The sequence below is a fragment of the Micromonospora sp. NBC_00362 genome, from assembly GCF_026342155.1.
GTDB lineage: Bacteria > Actinomycetota > Actinomycetes > Mycobacteriales > Micromonosporaceae > Micromonospora > Micromonospora hortensis.
Window position 1 is genome coordinate 6117343 of the sequence record NZ_JAPENH010000001.1, and the last position, 17486, is coordinate 6134828.

General features: G+C 72.2%; 20 protein-coding genes. 12 read left to right on the forward strand and 8 right to left on the reverse strand.

Translation table 11 applies throughout. The features are described 5' to 3' along the window. Positions 1-60: 60 nt before the first annotated feature. A complete protein-coding gene (locus tag OG992_RS28300; protein WP_266304744.1) occupies positions 61-825 on the reverse strand; it encodes a hypothetical protein in 765 nt (254 codons plus the stop codon). Between the two features lie 104 nt (positions 826-929). Here OG992_RS28300 and OG992_RS28305 point away from each other — a divergent pair, with 104 nt between their 5' ends. After that, positions 930-1523 carry an HD domain-containing protein gene (locus OG992_RS28305; RefSeq protein WP_266304745.1) on the forward strand — a complete coding sequence of 198 codons (594 nt, stop codon included), beginning with the start codon at positions 930-932 and terminating at the stop codon, positions 1521-1523. 6 nt (positions 1524-1529) lie between these two features. Here OG992_RS28305 and OG992_RS28310 read toward each other — a convergent pair whose 3' ends face one another. Both OG992_RS28310 and OG992_RS28315 read right to left on the reverse strand, forming a co-directional pair. Then, positions 1530-2750 carry an MFS transporter gene (locus OG992_RS28310; protein ID WP_266304746.1) on the reverse strand — a complete coding sequence of 407 codons (1221 nt, stop codon included), beginning with the start codon at positions 2748-2750 and terminating at the stop codon, positions 1530-1532. Between the two features lie 132 nt (positions 2751-2882). Next, positions 2883-3356, reverse strand: a complete 474-nt coding sequence (locus OG992_RS28315; protein WP_266304747.1) for a GNAT family N-acetyltransferase — start codon at positions 3354-3356, stop codon at positions 2883-2885. A gap of 59 nt (positions 3357-3415) precedes the next feature. Here OG992_RS28315 and OG992_RS28320 point away from each other — a divergent pair, with 59 nt between their 5' ends. From OG992_RS28320 to OG992_RS28330, 3 genes are all read left to right on the forward strand, one after another. Beyond that, on the forward strand, positions 3416-4210 hold the full coding sequence (locus OG992_RS28320) for a class I SAM-dependent methyltransferase (RefSeq protein WP_266304748.1): 795 nt from the start codon (positions 3416-3418) through the stop codon (positions 4208-4210). A 443-nt stretch (positions 4211-4653) separates the two neighbouring features. Next, positions 4654-4923 (forward strand): hypothetical protein, encoded by a 270-nt coding sequence (locus OG992_RS28325; RefSeq protein WP_238686939.1) that lies wholly within the window; start codon positions 4654-4656, stop codon positions 4921-4923. After that, positions 4923-5960: a hypothetical protein gene (locus OG992_RS28330; RefSeq protein WP_238686940.1), complete on the forward strand. Its 1038-nt coding sequence runs from the start codon at positions 4923-4925 to the stop codon at positions 5958-5960. Before OG992_RS28325 ends, OG992_RS28330 begins: the two co-directional genes overlap by 1 nt. 47 nt (positions 5961-6007) lie before the next feature. Here OG992_RS28330 and OG992_RS28335 read toward each other — a convergent pair whose 3' ends face one another. Beyond that, positions 6008-6529 (reverse strand): SRPBCC family protein, encoded by a 522-nt coding sequence (locus OG992_RS28335; RefSeq protein ID WP_266304749.1) that lies wholly within the window; start codon positions 6527-6529, stop codon positions 6008-6010. Beyond that, positions 6530-6841, reverse strand: coding sequence for a helix-turn-helix transcriptional regulator (locus OG992_RS28340; RefSeq protein ID WP_238686942.1), 312 nt, complete (start codon positions 6839-6841; stop codon positions 6530-6532). It abuts the gene before it with no gap. Between the two features lie 98 nt (positions 6842-6939). Here OG992_RS28340 and OG992_RS28345 point away from each other — a divergent pair, with 98 nt between their 5' ends. Beyond that, positions 6940-7866: an LLM class F420-dependent oxidoreductase gene (locus OG992_RS28345; protein WP_238686943.1), complete on the forward strand. Its 927-nt coding sequence runs from the start codon at positions 6940-6942 to the stop codon at positions 7864-7866. A gap of 18 nt (positions 7867-7884) precedes the next feature. Here OG992_RS28345 and OG992_RS28350 read toward each other — a convergent pair whose 3' ends face one another. Further along, positions 7885-8307, reverse strand: a complete 423-nt coding sequence (locus OG992_RS28350; RefSeq protein WP_266304750.1) for a hypothetical protein — start codon at positions 8305-8307, stop codon at positions 7885-7887. 120 nt (positions 8308-8427) lie between these two features. Between OG992_RS28350 and OG992_RS28355 the strand changes: the two genes are divergently transcribed. From OG992_RS28355 to OG992_RS28365, 3 genes are all read left to right on the forward strand, one after another. Further along, on the forward strand, positions 8428-9180 hold the full coding sequence (locus OG992_RS28355) for a hypothetical protein (protein WP_238686945.1): 753 nt from the start codon (positions 8428-8430) through the stop codon (positions 9178-9180). Further along, the gene (locus tag OG992_RS28360) at positions 9177-10448 is read left to right on the forward strand and encodes an FAD-binding protein (protein WP_266304751.1); all 1272 of its coding nucleotides are present in this window, start codon (positions 9177-9179) and stop codon (positions 10446-10448) included. The genes OG992_RS28355 and OG992_RS28360 overlap by 4 nt, the downstream gene beginning before the upstream one ends. A gap of 143 nt (positions 10449-10591) precedes the next feature. Beyond that, positions 10592-11509, forward strand: a complete 918-nt coding sequence (locus OG992_RS28365; protein WP_266304752.1) for an alpha/beta hydrolase — start codon at positions 10592-10594, stop codon at positions 11507-11509. A gap of 101 nt (positions 11510-11610) precedes the next feature. Here OG992_RS28365 and OG992_RS28370 read toward each other — a convergent pair whose 3' ends face one another. Next, entirely contained in the window at positions 11611-12756 is a 1146-nt protein-coding gene (locus tag OG992_RS28370) for a site-2 protease family protein (RefSeq protein ID WP_266304753.1), read from the reverse strand. 241 nt (positions 12757-12997) lie between these two features. Beyond that, the gene (locus OG992_RS28375; protein ID WP_266304754.1) at positions 12998-13852 is read right to left on the reverse strand and encodes an alpha/beta hydrolase; all 855 of its coding nucleotides are present in this window, start codon (positions 13850-13852) and stop codon (positions 12998-13000) included. A 140-nt stretch (positions 13853-13992) separates the two neighbouring features. On the opposite strand from OG992_RS28375, the gene OG992_RS28380 reads away from it, so the two are divergent. From OG992_RS28380 to OG992_RS28395, 4 genes are read left to right on the forward strand one after another with little or no spacing between them, the layout of a single operon-like run. After that, entirely contained in the window at positions 13993-14892 is a 900-nt protein-coding gene (locus OG992_RS28380) for an ABC transporter ATP-binding protein (RefSeq protein ID WP_238687184.1), read from the forward strand. Between the two features lies 1 nt (position 14893). Beyond that, entirely contained in the window at positions 14894-15694 is an 801-nt protein-coding gene (locus OG992_RS28385; RefSeq protein ID WP_238687185.1) for an ABC transporter permease, read from the forward strand. A 27-nt stretch (positions 15695-15721) separates the two neighbouring features. After that, a complete protein-coding gene (locus OG992_RS28390) occupies positions 15722-16852 on the forward strand; it encodes a sensor histidine kinase (RefSeq protein ID WP_266304755.1) in 1131 nt (376 codons plus the stop codon). Beyond that, on the forward strand, positions 16849-17481 hold the full coding sequence (locus OG992_RS28395; protein ID WP_181539422.1) for a response regulator transcription factor: 633 nt from the start codon (positions 16849-16851) through the stop codon (positions 17479-17481). Before OG992_RS28390 ends, OG992_RS28395 begins: the two co-directional genes overlap by 4 nt. Positions 17482-17486: the final 5 nt, after the last annotated feature.

Sequence of the window (17486 nt, forward strand, 5' to 3'; positions counted from 1 at the left end):
AGGCGGACGGCGGACGGCGGACGGCGGACGGCGGACGGCGGACGGCGGACGGCGGACGGTTCAGGGTTGGGTCGTGCTGGGGCCGGAGACCCGGCTCGGCTTCCGCCGACCCACGTAGAAGATCAGCCCGGCCAGCAGCAGCACGAGCACCAGCGGCACCAGCACGGGAGCGAGGGCCGGCCACACCGGCCACGTCGGTTCGGCCAATCCATTCGCCAACAGGCCCTGCCAGGTGAGGACGACGCCCGGGAGGAGAACGATCGTCACCAGCGTGCCCACCAGTCGGGGTACGGGTGGACGTCGCCGTCCCGCCAGCCAGAACAGCGCCGCCCCGGCCGCGGCACCCAGGACGGTGGCGATGAGGGTGACGGTGACGTAGCCGTCGGGCGCGGTTGGCACGAACCTCAGGACCGCCATGCGGTCCACCTGGGTGAGCGTGGCTGTCAGCCCGTCCCGTTCGGCCCGCCAGCCATCGCATGGCGTGCCAGTGACCCGATGGTTGCCCTGCCAACCCAGTGCGGTGGCGTTGCGCCGTACCAATTCGGAGTGCCTGCATTCGTCAGCTATAGCGTCGACGTAGTGGTATTCCGCGTACGCCGAGCCGAAGTCGTCGGGGCCCAGGGCACCGTGGACGTAGTTGAGGCCGACGCTCGAACCGACTGACTCGGTGCCGGGAAGCAACTCCGCCGCCATGCTCTGTACCCGGTCGAAGTTGACTGGCACGGTGCCGCGGCCGGCGTACCAGGAGCCGAGGCTCAGGCCGGCGGTGCCGAACAGCGCCGCGCCGAGCAGCACCATCGCGACCTGCCGTAGTCGATCTCGCACCGATGGACCCCTTCCCTGGTGCGGGGGAGCGTAGCCGAGCGCAACCAGCTCTGGATGTCCCGCGGGAGGGGCCGGGAGTGCGCTGTGGTCGTACCCTTGCCGCGGTGACGTCCGATCCGTTGCGCCGAGCCCTCACCGCACCCGCGGACCCGCCGCTACGGCCCCTGCCCGACCAGGTCGTCGCCCTACTGGAGGCCCTGGACGCGCCGCCGCGCCTAGCCGCGCACCTGCGGGCCGTGCACGACGTGGCCGCGCAGCTCACCGACGCGATGGCGCACCGGTTCCCGCAACTCCCGTTCGACAGCGAGGCGGTGCTCTTCGGCGCCGCCACCCACGACATCGGCAAGGTCCGGCACCCGGAGGAGTTGTCCGGGCCCGGTTCCGCGCACGAGCCCGCCGGTTACGAGCTGCTGCTCCAGCACGGCGTCGCCGAGTCGTCGGCCCGGTTCGCGCGCGACCACGCGTCCTGGCACCAGGACGGCGTCGGCGTCGACGACCTGCTGGTCAGCGTGGCCGACAAGGTGTGGAAGGGAAAGCGGGTCACGGACCTGGAAGAGTTGCTCGTGGACCGGCTGGCCCACGCCACCGGCCGGGAGCGCTGGTCGGTCTTCCTCGACCTGGACGACATCCTCGACCGGATCGCCGCCGACGCGGACCGTCGACTCGCCTTCCAGGCGACCCATCCGGTACGCGGGTGACCCGGGTCAGCGGCTCGCCGGACCCGTTCCCACCGATCGGCGTGGTGGGCGCGCGGTCGGTGTTTCGTCGTACGGCGTCGACCGGTCGTGGAGGCTGGCCACCACCGCTGCGGTCAGGCAGATCGCCGCGGCTGTCATGAGCGGCGGGCGGGCGCCGAGGTGGACGGCAGCGGAGCCGAGCGGGATCGCCACGACGAGCGGTCCGAACATCGCGGTGTTGGCCGTCGCGGAGACCCGTCCCAGCAGCGCCGACGGCGTGTGGGTCTGCACGGCGGTGACCGCCGCGACCAGGGTCCAGGGCAGCCCGACGCCGGCCACCATCGCCCCGACGACAGTGGCCGGCCACCACGGCAGGCAGCGCGCCAGGCAGCCGATCGCGAACAGTGCCGTTCCGACGACACCGACGGCAGCGGGACCTCTTGTCGCGATGAGCCGGCCGACGATCAGGCCACCGAGAATGGAACCGGCGCCCTGCGCGCCGGCCAGCACGCCCAGGAACGTCGTCGGCAGGCGCAGATCGGTCACGACGATCGCGTAGATGCCCGCCGTCGTGAAGCCGGACATGGCGATCGACACCGCGGCGAGCACGACCGGTAGCCCTGTTGCTCGCTTCCCGAACAGGACCACCAACCCGGTACGCGGGCCGTCGCCGCGTTCGGTGGGCCGCTCGGCGGGCGTCCGGCTCAGGCGAAGAAGCGCGTACAGGGTGGCGACCAGGACCGGCGCGGCCGCACTGAGGACGGCGACCGCGTGGCCGCCCCGCCACGCGTAGAGGCCGGCCCCGGCCACTGGAGCGACGAGCTTCATGCCCTCCTGTGCGCTGGAGCGCCATCCGTTGACATCGCCGAGTTCGGTCGGCGCGAGTGCCGACGGCAGCAGCGCCGTCTCACCGGCGTCGATCAGCACGTAGCTGACGCCGTAGGCGCACGAGACGGCGAAGATGAGCCACGTCTGCCCCGGCCCGCGCACCGCGAGCAGTGCCAGCAGGGCGGCGGCCAACATGAGGTTGACGGCGATGACCAGTGGCCGCCGGGGTGCCCGGTCGAGCAGACCGCCCAGCCACGGGCCGGCGAGGACCGGGGCGTACACGCAGAGCCCGGCGAGGGCGGCGAGGCTGGTGGAGCCGGTGAGGTCCAGGATCCAGATGCCGGCGACCACTGACATGGCGCTGCTGCCGAAGCCGGACAGCAGGGAGATCGCCACGAACAGGCCCGCGTTGCGGCGCATGAGCCCTCCGAGTTGAGTCGAGGAGACTCACATCCTCAAGCTTGAGCGAGACACAGGCTCCTGCTCGTCCAGCCGGGCGCGGGTAGCGCGGACCTCCGCCAACCGAGCCAGCTCCGACGTCATCTGTCAACGTTACATTGACACTGTCCCAGACTCGGCGCTGATCGTCCTGGGCGCCCGGACCATGAACACGTCCACCGGATCCTCGGTGTCCACTGTGAAGCCGTGCCGCTCGTACAGCCTCCGGGCCGGGCTGCCCCGCAGGACGTTCAGCCGCACCGGCGTGCCGAGGCGGTCGCACCGGTCCAGCAGGTCGCGCAGCACGGCAGTGCCGATGCCACTGCCCTGTAGTCGCGGGGCCAGGTAGAAGTGCTCCAGCCAGTGGGCGTCCGCGTCGGGCCGCAACGCCACGCAGCCGGCGAACGCGCCGTCCACCTCGACGACCCAGGTGTACGCCGGTGCGAAACCGTCCCGCAGGCGCTGCCGCACCCGCTGTTCGTCGTACCGCCCGAGCCGCTCCAGATCGACCCGCAGCACCACCGCCCGCAACTCGGCCACCGCCTCGACGTCCGCCGCCGAGGCCGGCCGAAGCTCCCAGTCCGCCATGATCAATAAGCTAGCGCGGCCCGGTGTCCTAGCAGCGGGGCCTGTCGTATCGTTCTCCGATGGTGCAGCCGGTGTGGGCGAACGGTGACGCGTACGAGGCGTACGTGGGTCGGTGGAGCCGCCTGGTCGCTGTGGAGTTCCTGCGCGGGTTGGCCGTTGCGCCGGGGCGGCACTGGCTCGACGTGGGGAGCGGCACCGGGGCGCTGACCTCGACGATCCTCAGCCACCACGATCCCGCCGAGATAACCGGCATCGACCCGTCGGAGGGTTTCGTCGCTGTAGCGCGTACCCGGGTCACCGACCCCCGGGCGGTCTTCCGGGTCGGTGACGCGCGGGCGCTGCCGCTGCCCGATCGCGTCGCGGACGTGGTGGTCAGCGGATTGACGCTCAACTTCGTGCCGGAGCCCGCGCGGGCGGTGGCGGAGTTCGCCCGGGTGGCCCGGCCGGCCGGGGTGGTGGCCGCCTACGTCTGGGACTACGCCGAGGGGATGGCGATGATGCGGCACTTCTGGGCCGCCGCCGCACAGCTCGACAGGGCCTCGGCGAAGCTGGACGAGGGGAACCGCACCACTGTGTGCCAGCCCGACGCGCTCCGCACGCTGTGGGAGCGGGCTGGGTTGCGGGACGTGTCGGTCTGGCCGGTGGACGTACCGACGACCTTCACCGACTTCGCCGACTACTGGACGCCGTTCCTCGGCGGTCAGGGGTCGGCGCCGGGGTACGTCGCGACGTTGGCCGAATCCGACCGGGCCGCGCTGCGGGAGTCGCTGGCCACCCGGCTGCCGGTCGAGCCGGACGGCTCGATCCGGCTCACCGCGCGGGCCTGGGCCGTACGCGGCACACCGCCCGAGTAACAGTCGCGCCGAGCCGTTCCGGGCTCTTGTCGCAATTCGGACAAGACGGCAAAGCCCCTGGTAGAGCACCCTTGGGGCAGGTGGAGGTAGACGGGTGGCGGGCCACATCCCGATCCTCCGGCCCGGTGGGGACAACATCGTCCGCACCGGTGTCGCCCTCACCCAGCCCGGCCTCGAAGCCGTGGCGGTCACGGCACAGCCGCCGTGCCGATCGCGCGTACGACAGGCCGTGGCTGTCACCGACACCCCTGCGGGCGCCCGCAGCGGTGCCTCCGCCCATCGGGACAAGGACGTCAGTACCACCGGCAGTCAGGCAGCGCCGTCCGCCGGTCGTGCCTACCGTCCCCGTGCCCCGCCGGCCTTTCGCACTGTGGACCCCGCCGGGTCCGACGTCGCTGAACCGCGCGTCGGAGCCCTGGCGACCGAGCAAGAAAGGGCCCGACATGGCCGCTCCCACTGCAACCGCAGCCCTGAACGCATCCGTCTTCGCGCCGGGTGACCAGATGCTGCTGACAGTCACCTACTCCGACGCCGACACCAAACCGCTGACCGTCACCATCGTGGTCACCGACGCGCAGGGCAACAGCAGCGCGCCGGTCAAGGTCACGGCGGTCATCGACCCGCTCAGCGTGAGCGTCACCGACAACTCCGGACGTACCTGGACCCGGGTTTCCGACAACGGCTCCGTGGCCGTGTATCGGTCGGTGGCGTGATGCCCCGGGTAACCGTCCAGGTCCGCGACGCCGCCGGCAACACCGCGACGGCGACCGCCGACTACAGCCTGGGCCAACCAGTGCTCGGCGGCTACTACCTCTCCGGCGGCGCCGATCCGACCGCCGACATGGCCGGCGGCAACTTCCGGTCACTCACCCAGTACCGCAGCCTCGCCGACGGCTACATCTTCCCCGGCTACAACCGGCCCTGGCTGGTCAGCCTGGGCAAGGCCGGTGTGCAGATGAACATGGTCCTGGAGCTGAAGCACTACGGCGCTCCGAACTACGGACCGCAGAGCTTCACGGTGGACGGCACCAGCTACACGGTGCCGGCGCCGACGATGACCATCCAGCAGCGGCCCGGCGCGACCTGGCCGAAGGCGTACGGGTACGGCCAGGTGATCAAGGGGCAGTGTGACGGGTTGCTGGCCCGTGCCCTGTCGCAGTACCGGACGCTCGGTTTCGGGGTGAACATCCAGCTCGCCTCGGAACTGGACACCGATCACGAGTTCGGCACCACCGAGGACGGCAAGGCGTACACCTGGGCCGAGTCGGACGCTCGGGCGGTGCAGGCGATGAACTACATCCTGACGTGGTTCAAGGCGCGGACGCTGCCGGCCGGGACGACCTTCTCGGTGGGGCTGGGCGGCTTCGACCGGGCCTGCTTTCAGCGCACCCACCCGGAGTCGCTGATGTCCCGCCTCGACTATCTCCAGTGGAACGCGTACGGCACCAACGCCAGCCACACGGCGCTGGCCCGGTTTCGGCGTACCAAGGACTGGGCGGTCGCGGATCTCGGCCCGGTGGCGCTGTCCCGACCGGTGATCATCGCCGAGTGGGGGGTCAGGTCGGCCGAGATCCCGGACCAGGCGGCCTGGATCGCCACGGTGCCGGCGGCGATCGCTCAGCTCAACGCCGAGCGTGGGCCACGGATCGTGCGCACCAACTACTTCAACTCCGGATGGGGCACCCTGACGCCGAAGGCCGTCGGGTTGGCCGCGCTCCGCGAGGCGTACGCCAAGCGGCCGTACGTCTGAGCGGGTTCCGGCGGCTCCGGGCTCCGGGGCCGCCGGGACCGCACCGGTCAGCCCTCGCCGAGCCGTTCGGCGTACGCGTCGCGCAGCTCGGGCCAGCCGTAGTCCTTGGCCTCCGCGCCGCGGATCGGGCCGACCGGGTCGCCGTCGAGCAACCGGTCGGCCACGTCGAGGCAGAGGTGCCAGCCGGCCGCGACCATCGGCAGCAGGCCCCGGTCGGCGACTGTGTGCCGCAGGGTGAGCCGGGTGCCGCTGCCCAGCGGGCTCAACTCCCAGCGCAGCAGGTCGTCGCCCCAGGTGTACTCCAGCAGGTGCGGCGGCTCGGCCCTGCGTACCGTCGCCGGGTCCTCCTGGGTCGTCTCGCCGTCGACGAGGGTGAGCACGGCGGTGCCGGCGTGGCCGAGATCGCGGTCGGCGAGGAACGGCGCCCACTGCGCGAGCTGGTCCGGGTCGGTCAGCGCCGCCCAGACGGTGGCTGGCGGATGCCGTAGGTCGCGGACGAAGACCAGTGTCGCGCCGTCGTCGGCGCGCACGTCGGCGGGTGGGCTCGGGCGGAACGCGTCGCGGTCCATTTACTGCTCCTGACTGTCGAGGTGCCGTTCCAGGGCGTCCAGGTGTCGGGCCCAGAGCCGCCGGTACGGGGAGAGCCAGCCGTCGACGTCCCGCAGCGGGCCGGGGTCGAGGCGGTAGATCCGCTGTCGGGCGGCCGTCCGGCAGGTGACGAAGCCGGCGTCGCGAAGCACCCGCAGGTGTTTGGAGACGGCTGGCTGGCTGACTCCGAGCCCGTCGACCAGCTCGCCGACGCTGCGTTCGGCGTCGCGGAGCTGATCGAGGATCCGGCGCCGGGTGGGCTCGGCGAGGACGGTGAAGGCGTCGGTGGACACCTGCCCAATATGCCTCCTCCGTCATATGACTGTCAAAGCATACGACGACAGCGGCCGTCCCGACGCGGCACCGCCCATCGGCTCCCTATGCTCGGATCATGGAACTTCGGATCTTCACCGAGCCCCAGCAGGGTGCCAGCTACGACCAGTTGCTCGCCGTCGCCCGCTGCGCGGAGGACGCCGGCTACGGCGCGTTCTTCCGGTCCGACCACTACCTGATGATGGGTGACGTGAGCGGCGAGCCCGGCCCCACCGACGCGTGGACCACGCTCGCCGGCCTGGCCCGGGAGACCAGCCGCATCCGGCTCGGCACGCTGATGACCGCCGCCACCTTCCGGCTGCCCGGCCCGCTGGCGATCACAGTCGCGCAGGTCGACCAGATGAGCGGCGGCCGGGTGGAGCTGGGCATCGGCACCGGCTGGTACGCCGAGGAGCACAGCGCGTACGGCATCCCGTTCCCACCGCTGGCCGAGCGGTTCGACCGGCTGGAGGAGCAACTCGCCGTCATCACCGGGCTCTGGGCCACACCGCCGGGGGAGCGGTTCGACCACGACGGTAGGTACTACCCGGTCCGGGACTCGCCCGCCCTGCCCAAGCCCGTGCAGCCGCGTCCTCCGATCCTGCTCGGCGGGACGGGCCCGAAGCGCACCCCTCGGCTGGCCGCCCGCTACGCGGACGAGTTCAACCTGCCGTTCGCCTCGGTGCCGGACACCGCGGCGCAGTTCGACAGGGTCCGCGCGGCCTGCGCCGAGATCGGCCGGGACCCGGCCGGGATGGTCTGGTCCAACGCCCTGGTGCTCTGCTGCGGGCGCGACGACGCCGAGGTGGCCCGCCGGGCCGCCGCCATCGGCCGGGAACCGGACGAGCTGCGGGCAAACGGCCTGGCCGGGACGCCCGCCGAGGTGCTGGACACCATCGGCCGGTACGCCGAGATCGGCAGCGAGCGGCTCTACCTCCAGGTGCTGGACCTCAGCGACCTGGAGCACCTGGAGCTGGTCGCCAGCGAGGTGATGGCGAAGCTCTGAGTCGACCGCGCCCCCGGGTCAGGCCCGGTGCACGCCCGTCCCGACCGCGTTCGGGTCGCCCAGCACGGTGTCCAGACGCCCGTCGCGGTCACTGTCCACGTAGGTGATGTCCGGGATCCCGTCACCGTCCGCGTCGATCTGGACGACGTCGGCGACGCCGTCACCGTCGAGGTCGGTGACCACCTCCACCGAGCCGTCCAGGTGACGCGTCACGATCGACTGTGCGCCACCGGCGCGCGGCGGCGGGCCGGGTGCCGGCACCGGCGTCGGGGCGGGCGCGGGCGCCGGTGTCGGTCGAGGCCCGGGGGTGGGCGACGGGTGGCTCGGCAACCCGCCGGCCGGCGGCGCGCTGGCCTGCTCGACCTCGGTGCCGGTGGGGTCCAGTTCCTCCTCGGAGGGGAAGACGTCACCTCGTGCGGCCGGATCGCGGTAGCTGCTCATGGGCGTAGGGTTCCCCGACGACGACGAGAACAACCGTGCCCGATCGACCGGTGTCCTTGGTGCCCGGTCTGGCGGAAGATGTCGGGACCGACGCCACGGTCATGAAACGGGGGTCCGAGCGTGGAATTGCGCCGGAATCGGGGGGCCCGTGCGCTCGCCCTGGTCTGCGTACTCGGTGGAGTGCTGCTGTTGGTCTATCGCAGCGAGGGCGCCCTGCTGCGGACGATCATCGCGGTGGGGGCGATCGCGCTCGGCGCGGTGGCACTGGTCAGCGCGATGCGGCCGTTCCGGTTCAGGATCCACTCCGACGGGCTCAGCATCCGGCGGCCCGGCCTGCGTCGGGAGATCGGGTGGGCCGAGGTCGACGTGCTGGTCCTCGACGAGCCGTCCCGACGCGACGGCCATCCGGAGCCGCCGCGACTGCTGTTGGTGCCTGTGCCGGGTGTGACGATCGAGCCGGTGACCGCCCGTCACCCGCTCGACGGCCGAGCGGCCGTCGAGTTGCTCGTCCTCGACCAGGTCCGTGAGCAGCCCGAGCAGGTGTCCGCTGCGCTCACCCAATACGCCGGCGGCCGTTTCGTCGACCTGCTCGCGCTGCGTCGCGCCGCCTTCGAGACCCCGGACCTCCCGGTCGGCCTGCGTGGCTACCAGATGGACCGGGTCGACCGGTTGATCCGACGCGGCCAGGACGCGCTGATGTCCGGGGACGCGTCAGCCCGGCAGGCGGCCCGGGGAGAGATCGAACGGGCCACCACTGCCGGTCTGCCGATCGCCCAACGTGGTTACAGCACCATCCAGACGGATACGGTTCTGGACGCCCTCGTCACCGCGTTGGCCGACCACCAGAGCACCGATCGGGAGACCGCCACATGACCGCGCAGGGATCGCACGCCGCGTCGACCACCGAGGTTCCGCGCCGCAACTGGGCCGGCAACGTGCGGTACGCCGCGAAGGCGTTCCACCGCCCCACCTCGATCGAGGAACTACGCCAGCTCGTCGCCGGCAGCAGCCGGATCCGGGCGGTGGGCAGCGGGCACTCCTTCAACCGTCTCGGCGACACCGACGGTGACCTGGTCAGCCTCGCCGGGCTGCTCCCGGTCGTCGAGGTGGACCACGAGCGGGGACAGGTCACCGTGAGCGGCGCGCTGCGCTACGGCGACCTCGCCCGACAGCTGCACACCCAGGGGTACGCGCTGGCGAACCTCGCCTCGCTGCCGCACATCTCGGTGGCCGGTGCGGTGGCCACCGCCACCCACGGCTCCGGCCAGACCCACGGCAACCTGGCCAGCGCTGTCGCCGGCCTGGAACTGGTCACCGCCGACGGCGATCTGCTCCGGGTCGACCGCGACACCGACACGTTCGCCGGCATGGTGGTCGGGCTCGGCGCGCTCGGCCTGGTCACCCGCGTGACCCTGGACGTCGTGCCGACCTTCGCGCTGCGCCAGTACGTACGCCTCGACCTGGACCGGACGGCGTTGGACGAGGCGCTCGGCTCGGCGTACAGCGTGAGTGTCTTCACCGACTTCCGTACGCCCCGGCTGCGCGAGGTGTGGCGCAAGCAGTTGGCCGACCAGCCGCCGCCATCGGCGGACTGGCTGGGCACCACAGCGGCCGACCAGCCCCGGCACCCGGTGCTCGGGATGCCGGCGGAGAACTGCACCCCGCAGCTCGGTGAGCCGGGCCCGTGGCACGAGCGGCTGCCGCACTTCAAGCTCGGCTTCACCCCGAGCAGCGGCGACGAACTGCAGTCCGAGTACCACGTCGCCCGTACGGCGGCGGCGGACGCGCTCGCCGCGCTGGACGACCTGGCGGACCTGATCGCCCCGGTGCTGCTGGTGTCCGAACTGCGGACGGTGGCGGCCGACGAGCTGTGGCTCAGCCCGAACTACCGGCGGGACAGCTTCGTGCTGCACTTCACCTGGGTCGACGACACCGCGGCGGTGCTGCCCGTGGTGGCCGCCGTGGAGGAGCGGCTGGCGCCCTTCGCTGCCCGCCCACACTGGGGCAAGGTCTTCGTCACCGACCCGGCGGAGCTGTCCGCCCGCTACCCGAGGTACGCCGACTTCGCCGCGCTCGTGGCGGACCTGGACCCGAAGGGCACGTTCCGCACCGACGCCCTGGACCGCTACTTCCCCCGGTGACCGAGCGCGTGCCATAGCGCTGTGGCATGGGGCGGCTGGGATTGGTGGGGTGGAAGACCCCGGACAGACACTGATGTCTGTCGATGAGTCTCATCGTCCGGTCCCCGTCCCGGGACCGTCGGCTCCACCCCTCGGAGCGAGACATGCAGCCCGTTCCCGCCATCACCCCCGAACCAGTCACCCGCCACCCCCGCCGCCCCCGCCGCGGTCTGCGGTGGGCGCTCGCCCTGGCCGTGCTCGGCGCCGGACTGGGCGCAGCGCCCGCCGCCCACGCCGCCGCCAGCCCGTACGAGCGCGGCCCGGCCCCCACAGTGGCCAGCATCGAGGCCAGTCGAGGCGCGTTCGCCATCGCCCAGAGCACCGTCGCCGCCTCCAGCGTCAGCGGATTCCGGGGCGGAACGATCTACTACCCGACCAGCACCGCCGAGGGCACCTTCGGCGCTGTCGCGATCTCACCCGGCTACACCGCCACCCAGTCCAGCGTGGCCTGGCTGGGGCCGCGCCTCGCCTCGCAGGGCTTCGTGGTGATCACGATCGACACGTTGTCCCGTTACGACCAGCCGGCCAGCCGGGGCACGCAACTGCTCGCAGCCCTGGACTACCTCACCAACACCAGCGGCGTGCGTACCCGGATCGACCGCAACCGGCTCGCCGTGATGGGGCACTCGATGGGCGGCGGCGGCAGCCTCTCGGCGGCGAACTCACGACCGCAGCTTCAGGCCGCGATCCCGCTGACCGGCTGGCACACCGTCAAGAACTGGTCCGGCGTACGGGTGCCGACGCTTGTGGTCGGCGCGGAGAACGACTCGGTGGCGCCGGTCTCGTCGCACTCCGAGCCCTTCTACACCAGCCTGCCGTCCACGCTGGACAAGGCGTACCTGGAACTCAACAACGCCAGCCACTCCGCGCCCACCTCGACGAACGTGACGGTCGCCAAGTACAGCATCTCCTGGCTGAAGCGCTTCGTGGACGACGACACCCGCTACGACCAGTTCCTCTGCCCCCCACCCCCCGCCTCGTCAACCATCCAGGAGTACCGCAACACCTGCCCCCACTCCTAACCCCCCTTACCTTCGTTGATCATGAAGTTATTGCCACCCGGCGCGGCGTGTCGGCGCAATAACTTCATGATCACCGGGAGGGGTGGGGGTGTGGGTGTGGGTCACCGGGAGGGGGAGGGGGTGGGGGTGCGGAGGGTGCTGCGTTGGACGGCGCGGCTGATGTCGCTGGGGGAGACTATGCCGGTCAGGTGGCCGTCCTCGGTCACCACCAGGGCTCGGCCGTCGGCGCACTCGGAGAGCCGGGGGAGCAGGTCGTTGAGCTGTTCACCGGGCTGGGCCAACACCAGCTCGTCGGCTCGACAGGCCACCTCGGCCAGCGTGGTCGACGCCCGCCGCTCCGGCGGCACGCCCCGCACCCGGTCGACGGTGACCAGGCCGGTCGGCCGGCCGTCCTCGGTCAGCGGCAGCGCCGAATGCCGGTACGCGAACAGGTAGTTGTCGACGAAGTCGGCGACAGTCATCTGCGCCGAGGCGGTCTGCGGTTGCGGGGTCATCACATCGCCCACTCGAATCCCGCGCAGCGCGGTGCCGGTGCGGGCCTGCCGCTCCTCCATGCCGGCCGCTCCGATCAGGAACCAGCCGATCAGCGCCAGCCAGAGCCCGCCGAAACCGACACCGGACAGGAACTGCCACAACCCCAGGCCGATCAGCAGCACACCAAGCACCCAGCCGGCCCGGGCGGCGACCACCGACGCGCGGGTCCGGTCACCGGTGGCCTTCCAGACCGCGGCGCGCAGCAACCGGCCACCGTCCAGGGGCGCGGCCGGCAGCACGTTGAAGACGGCCAGCAGCACGTTGATCCCCGCCAGCCAGGCCACCGCCCCGAACAGCAGCCCGCCCTGCCCGGCCAGCGCGAGCAGCGCCGCGATGGCACCGAAGAACGCCCCGATCAGCAGGCTGACCAGCGGGCCGACGCCCGCGATCCGCAGCTCCGCGCCCGGGTCACGCGGCTCGCCCCGCAACTCGGCGACGCCGCCGAACAGCCACAGCGTGATGCCGTCGACCTCCAGCCCGTTGCGCTTGGCCACCACCGCGTGCGACACCTCGTGGGCGAGCAGGCCGACGAAGAAGACCACCGCCGCGGCCAGCCCCGCGATCAGGTACGCCACCGACGAGCGGTCGGGGTACGAACGGGGGAACTGGTTCGCGGCCAACCCCCACGCGATCAACGCGAAGATGACCAGCACGCTCCAGTTGACGCCGACCGGCACTCCCGCGACCCGGCCAAGCCGGAAACTGGCCCTCATCCCACCGAGATACCCCGCCAGACCGTGGGCATGCCCACCTGACCCAAGCTGGACCCGTGTCGCCGGATGTCCCGGTGAGCGGTATACCTCTGAGTCATAAGAATGCCCCCGAGGTATACCGCCTTCGATCGACCTGGCCACTCGGCCCCGCACCCAGTGCGCCGAGGTGGTCGTACGGCGGCCGGCTGAGGTGGTGGGTGGCCCCGACCAGGGGCCGGTCGACCTCCGAACCGAGCTCCGATCAGCGGCGGGGGGTTTCGCTGGCGATGGTCATCTCCCGGGGCAGGGCCGCCGCGCGCAGCGCCCAGTCCAGCGCGTAGTCGGCGATCTTCTCCCAGCCGTCCTGGCCGACGGTGAAGTGTGAGCGGCCGGCGAACTGCTCGTACGCGGTGAGGGCCCGGGACTTCTGGTAGAGCCCGGCGTTGGCGCGGACCACCGACGCCGGCACCACGTGGTCGACCTCGCCGGCCATCAGCAGCAGCGGCGCCCTGTCGTTGCGACCGACGTCGACGCGGGCCGGCGAGCGCGGGTCGAGGTTGGCGAACGCGCCCTCGAAGAAGACCCGCCCGGCGCCGGGGACTGCGTAGCGCCGCCAGGCCCGGTCGGAGTCCTCGCGGCTCATCGTGTTGCCGAAGGCGTAGGCGAAGTCGTCAGGGGTGAACGGGACGGCCTTGCCGCGGTTGGCGGGGCTGCGCAGGATGGGAAAGCCCGAGCGCAGCTGACTCAGCGGCACCTTGAGCACGCCCTTCACCGCAGCGGGGTGCACTCCCACCACTGCCGCGCCGAGACCCCGGTCGGCGAGGACCTGGGCGAACAGGCCGCCGAACGAGTGCCCCATGATGATCGGCGGTCGGGGCAGCGCCCGGATGATCCGGTCGTAGTGCGCCACGATCGTGGCCATGCTCTGCTCGGCGATCGGGGCGGGGTCGTCGCGCAACTCCTCCACGGAACGGTCCATGCCGGGCCAGGCGGGGGCGATGACGTGCATGCCGCGCTCGGTGTACCGCCGGGTCCACCCCTCCCAGCTGCGCGGCGTCATCCAGAGCCCGTGGATCAGTACGACAGTGTCGACCTGACCCTGCGAGTTGGCACCCATCGCGTCCTCCCGGTGTCGCGGCTCGGCCCGGCGGTTACCCGCTGTGCCCGTCCGGAATCCGGCCGCCCTGACAAATGTCACGGTCGGAGCGTGACGACCGCTCCGGGCATCGGGGTACGCGCCGCCGGAGCATCAGTGGCATGACCAGTACGCATCCGGCTGTCGAGTTGGACGGCCTCACCAAGAGCTTCGGCGCGGTCACCGCTGTCGACGGGTTGAGCCTACGGGTGCAGCCCGGCGAGGTGGTGGCGTTCCTCGGCCCGAACGGCGCGGGCAAGACCACCACCATCGACATGCTGCTCGGGCTGTCCCGCCCGGACACGGGCACCGTCCGCGTCCTCGGCGGCACCCCGGACGACGCGGTGGCCCGAGGTCGGGTCGCCGCCGTGCTCCAGACCGGCGGGCTGCTCAAGGACCTCACAGTGGGCGAGACGGTACGGATGACGGCCCACTTCTACCGGCACACCCGCCCGGCGGCGGAGGTGCTGGAGCGGGCCGGTATCACCGACATCGCCGACCGGGTGGTCGGGCGCTGCTCGGGCGGTCAGCAGCAACGACTGCGCTTCGCGCTGGCCCTGCTGCCCGACCCGGACCTGATGGTGCTCGACGAGCCGACCACCGGCATGGACGTCGAGGGTCGGCGGGACTTCTGGCAGGCCCTGCGCCGTGACGCCCGGCGCGGACGGACCGTCATCTTCGCCACCCACTACCTCGACGAGGCGGACGCGTACGCCGACCGGATCGTGCTGGTCCGGCAGGGGCGCATCGTCGCCGACGGCACCACCGCGGAGATCAAGAACTTGGCCGCCGGCCGTACCGTGCGGGCCACCCTGCCCGGTGCCGACCAGGCCGCGCTCGCCGCCCTGCCCGGCGTGGACGCAGTGGAGGTGCGCGGCGACAGCGTGCTGGTGCGGACCGGCGACTCCGACGCCGTCGCCCGGCACCTGCTGACCCGGACGGCAGCCCGGGATGTCGAGATCACCTCCCGCAACCTCGAGGACGCCTTCCTCGCCCTGACCACAGCGCAGAGCGGAGCCTGAGATGACCACCTCCACCCCCACCCGCGCCGCTGTCACCGAGCCGGACCGTCGGTTGCCCGCGCTGGGCGGGTTCGCTCCCGGCGCCCTGGGCATCGAGCTGCGCCGGGTGCTGCGAAACCGCCGCACCCTCGCCTTCACGCTGATCATGCCGGGCGTCTTCTTCCTCATCTTCGGCCTGCCGCAGGGCGGGCAGTCACTGGACAACGGTCGGCCGGTGACGGCGTACGTGATGATCAGCTTGGCCGTCTACGCGGCGATGGTGGCCACCACCAGCGTCGGTGGCGCGGTGGCCACCGAGCGGGCGTTGGGCTGGAGCCGGCAACTGCGGCTCACCCCGCTGCGCCCGGCGGCGTACGTGGCGACCAAGCTGATCACCGCGATGAGTCTCGGTCTGCTCGCTGTGGTCATCGAGTTCCTGGTGGGCGCCGTGGCCGGCGTCCGCGTCCCGGCGTACGTCTGGTTGCTGTCCGGGCTCGCCGCCTGGGTCGGCTCGCTGGTCTTCGCCGCGTTCGGTCTCTTCATCGGCTACCTGGCGCCGGCCGAGAACGTCATGCAGATCATCGGCCCCGTCCTGGCCGTGCTGGCCATGTTCGGTGGGCTGTTCGTCCCGGTCGAGGTGCTGCCGGACGTGCTCCAGCAGGTCGCGACGTTCACCCCGGTGTACGGCATGGGCGTGTTGGCCCGCGCCCCACTGACCGGCGACGGGGTGAGCATGGCGGCGGTGGCGAACCTCGTCGTCTGGGCGTTGCTCTTCGGCGTCGGCGCGGCCCGGCTGTTCCGCCGGGACACCGCGCGGGTCTGACCGGCAGCGACAGCTAGCGTGAACCCGATGGACCTCTCGACCGGGCAGCCCTGGCCGGTGAGCCGCCACTGGCGGGTCACCGGCTGGCTGCTGGCCGCCGTCTGGCTGTTCTTCCTCAACGTGCCGCTCGCCACCGCGCTGCACCAGCCGGAGCCGTGGCGGCGGGTCCTCGGTGTGGTGGCCCTGGTCGTCTTCGGCATCGGTTACGTGCTGCTGTTCCAGTGGGCCCGCAAGCTGCGCCAGTCAATGCTGCCGATTCCGACGGGCCGGGCGCGGGTCGGGCTGGCGCTGCTGCTCGCGGTGGGCCTGGCCAGCCTTCCGGGCACCGAAGGGGACTGGCTGGCCACCCTGGTCTACGTGGCCGCGGCGGCGGTGTTCCTGCTGCCGCCGTGGGAGGCGCTGGCCGCCGTGGTGCTCTGCGCGGTGACCCCCGTGCTGGCCTCCTGGCTGGTGCCGGGATGGGAGGCGGAGAACGGCATCGTCTTCGCGGTGCTGCTCGCCTCGTTCGCCATGTTCGGGGTGTCGCGGCTGGCGCAGCGCAACAGCGAACTCCGCGCCGCCCAACAGGAGATCGGTCGGCTCGCGGTCGCCGAGGAGCGGTCCCGCGCCGCCCGGGACCTGCACGACATCCTCGGGCACTCGCTGACAGTGGTGGCGATCAAGGCCGAGTTGGCCGGGCGTCTGATCGAGGTCGACCGGGAGCGGGCCGCCGCCGAGATCGCCGAGGTGGAGGCGCTGGCCCGGGCCGCGCTGGCCGACGTACGACAGACGGTCGGGGCGTACCGCGAGGTCAGTCTCGCCGCGGAGCTGGCCGGCGCACGCTCCGCGCTGGCCGCGGCGGGCATAGCGGCGGACGTGTCGGCCGAGGTGCCGGATCTGCCGGAGGAGTGGGACCGGTTGTTCGGCTGGGCGGTACGGGAAGGGGTGACGAACGTGGTCCGGCACAGCGGGGCTCGGTGCTGCGTGATCCGGGTCCACCCGGATCGGGTCGAGATCAGTGACGACGGCCGTGGCCCGTCCACTCCCGACCCGAGCGGGCACGGGCTGGTGGGCCTGCGGGAGCGGGCGCGGCGGCTGGACGCGGTGGTGACGGTCGGCCGTCGGCCGGCGGGTGACGGCTTTCTGCTGCGGGTGCACGCGCCGGGGGAGGCTCGGTGAGCGGCGGGTCCACGCCGATCCGGCTGTTGCTCGCCGACGACCAGGCGCTGGTCCGGGGCGCGCTGGCCGCCCTGCTCTCGCTGGAGGAGGACCTGACGGTGGTCGCCGAGGTCGGCCGGGGCGACGAGGTGGTGCCCGAGGCTCGACGCAGCGCTCCCGACGTCGCCCTGCTGGACGTGGAGATGCCCGGCCTGGACGGGATCGCCGCCACCGCGGCGTTGCGGGCCGCGCTGCCGACCTGTCGGGTGCTGGTGGTGACCACCTTCGGTCGACCCGGCTACCTGCGCCGGGCGATGGAGGCCGGTGCGAGCGGTTTCGTCGTCAAGGACACCCCGGCCCGGCAGCTCGCCGACGCGGTCCGCCGGGTGCACGCCGGACTGCGGGTGGTCGACCCGACCTTGGCCGCGGAGACGCTGGCCGCCGGGGTCAGCCCGCTGACCGAGCGGGAGACCGAGGTGCTGCGGACCGCGCGGGGCGGTGGCAGCGCCGCCGACCTGGCCAGGGCGTTGCACCTTTCCGAGGGGACGGTACGCAACCACCTGTCCGCGGCGATCGGTAAGACCGGTGCCCGCAACCGGGCCGACGCGATCCGGGTCGCCGAGCAGAACGGCTGGCTGCTCGGCGAGTGACGCTG

Bases quoted from the DNA above. Each gene is read 5' to 3' on its own strand.
- OG992_RS28360 (WP_266304751.1), top strand. From the start codon at position 9,177: ATGACCGCGCAGGGATCGCACGCCGCGTCGACCACCGAGGTTCCGCGC.
- OG992_RS28315 (WP_266304747.1), bottom strand. From the start codon at position 3,356: ATGGCGGACTGGGAGCTTCGGCCGGCCTCGGCGGCGGACGTCGAGGCG.
- OG992_RS28350 (WP_266304750.1), bottom strand. From the start codon at position 8,307: ATGAGCAGCTACCGCGATCCGGCCGCACGAGGTGACGTCTTCCCCTCC.
- OG992_RS28310 (WP_266304746.1), bottom strand. From the start codon at position 2,750: ATGCGCCGCAACGCGGGCCTGTTCGTGGCGATCTCCCTGCTGTCCGGC.
- OG992_RS28370 (WP_266304753.1), bottom strand. From the start codon at position 12,756: ATGAGGGCCAGTTTCCGGCTTGGCCGGGTCGCGGGAGTGCCGGTCGGC.
- OG992_RS28380 (WP_238687184.1), top strand. From the start codon at position 13,993: ATGACCAGTACGCATCCGGCTGTCGAGTTGGACGGCCTCACCAAGAGC.
- OG992_RS28375 (WP_266304754.1), bottom strand. From the start codon at position 13,852: ATGGGTGCCAACTCGCAGGGTCAGGTCGACACTGTCGTACTGATCCAC.
- OG992_RS28320 (WP_266304748.1), top strand. From the start codon at position 3,416: ATGGTGCAGCCGGTGTGGGCGAACGGTGACGCGTACGAGGCGTACGTG.
- OG992_RS28335 (WP_266304749.1), bottom strand. From the start codon at position 6,529: ATGGACCGCGACGCGTTCCGCCCGAGCCCACCCGCCGACGTGCGCGCC.
- OG992_RS28390 (WP_266304755.1), top strand. From the start codon at position 15,722: ATGGACCTCTCGACCGGGCAGCCCTGGCCGGTGAGCCGCCACTGGCGG.
- OG992_RS28345 (WP_238686943.1), top strand. From the start codon at position 6,940: ATGGAACTTCGGATCTTCACCGAGCCCCAGCAGGGTGCCAGCTACGAC.
- OG992_RS28365 (WP_266304752.1), top strand. From the start codon at position 10,592: ATGCAGCCCGTTCCCGCCATCACCCCCGAACCAGTCACCCGCCACCCC.
- OG992_RS28325 (WP_238686939.1), top strand. From the start codon at position 4,654: ATGGCCGCTCCCACTGCAACCGCAGCCCTGAACGCATCCGTCTTCGCG.
- OG992_RS28330 (WP_238686940.1), top strand. From the start codon at position 4,923: ATGCCCCGGGTAACCGTCCAGGTCCGCGACGCCGCCGGCAACACCGCG.
- OG992_RS28385 (WP_238687185.1), top strand. From the start codon at position 14,894: ATGACCACCTCCACCCCCACCCGCGCCGCTGTCACCGAGCCGGACCGT.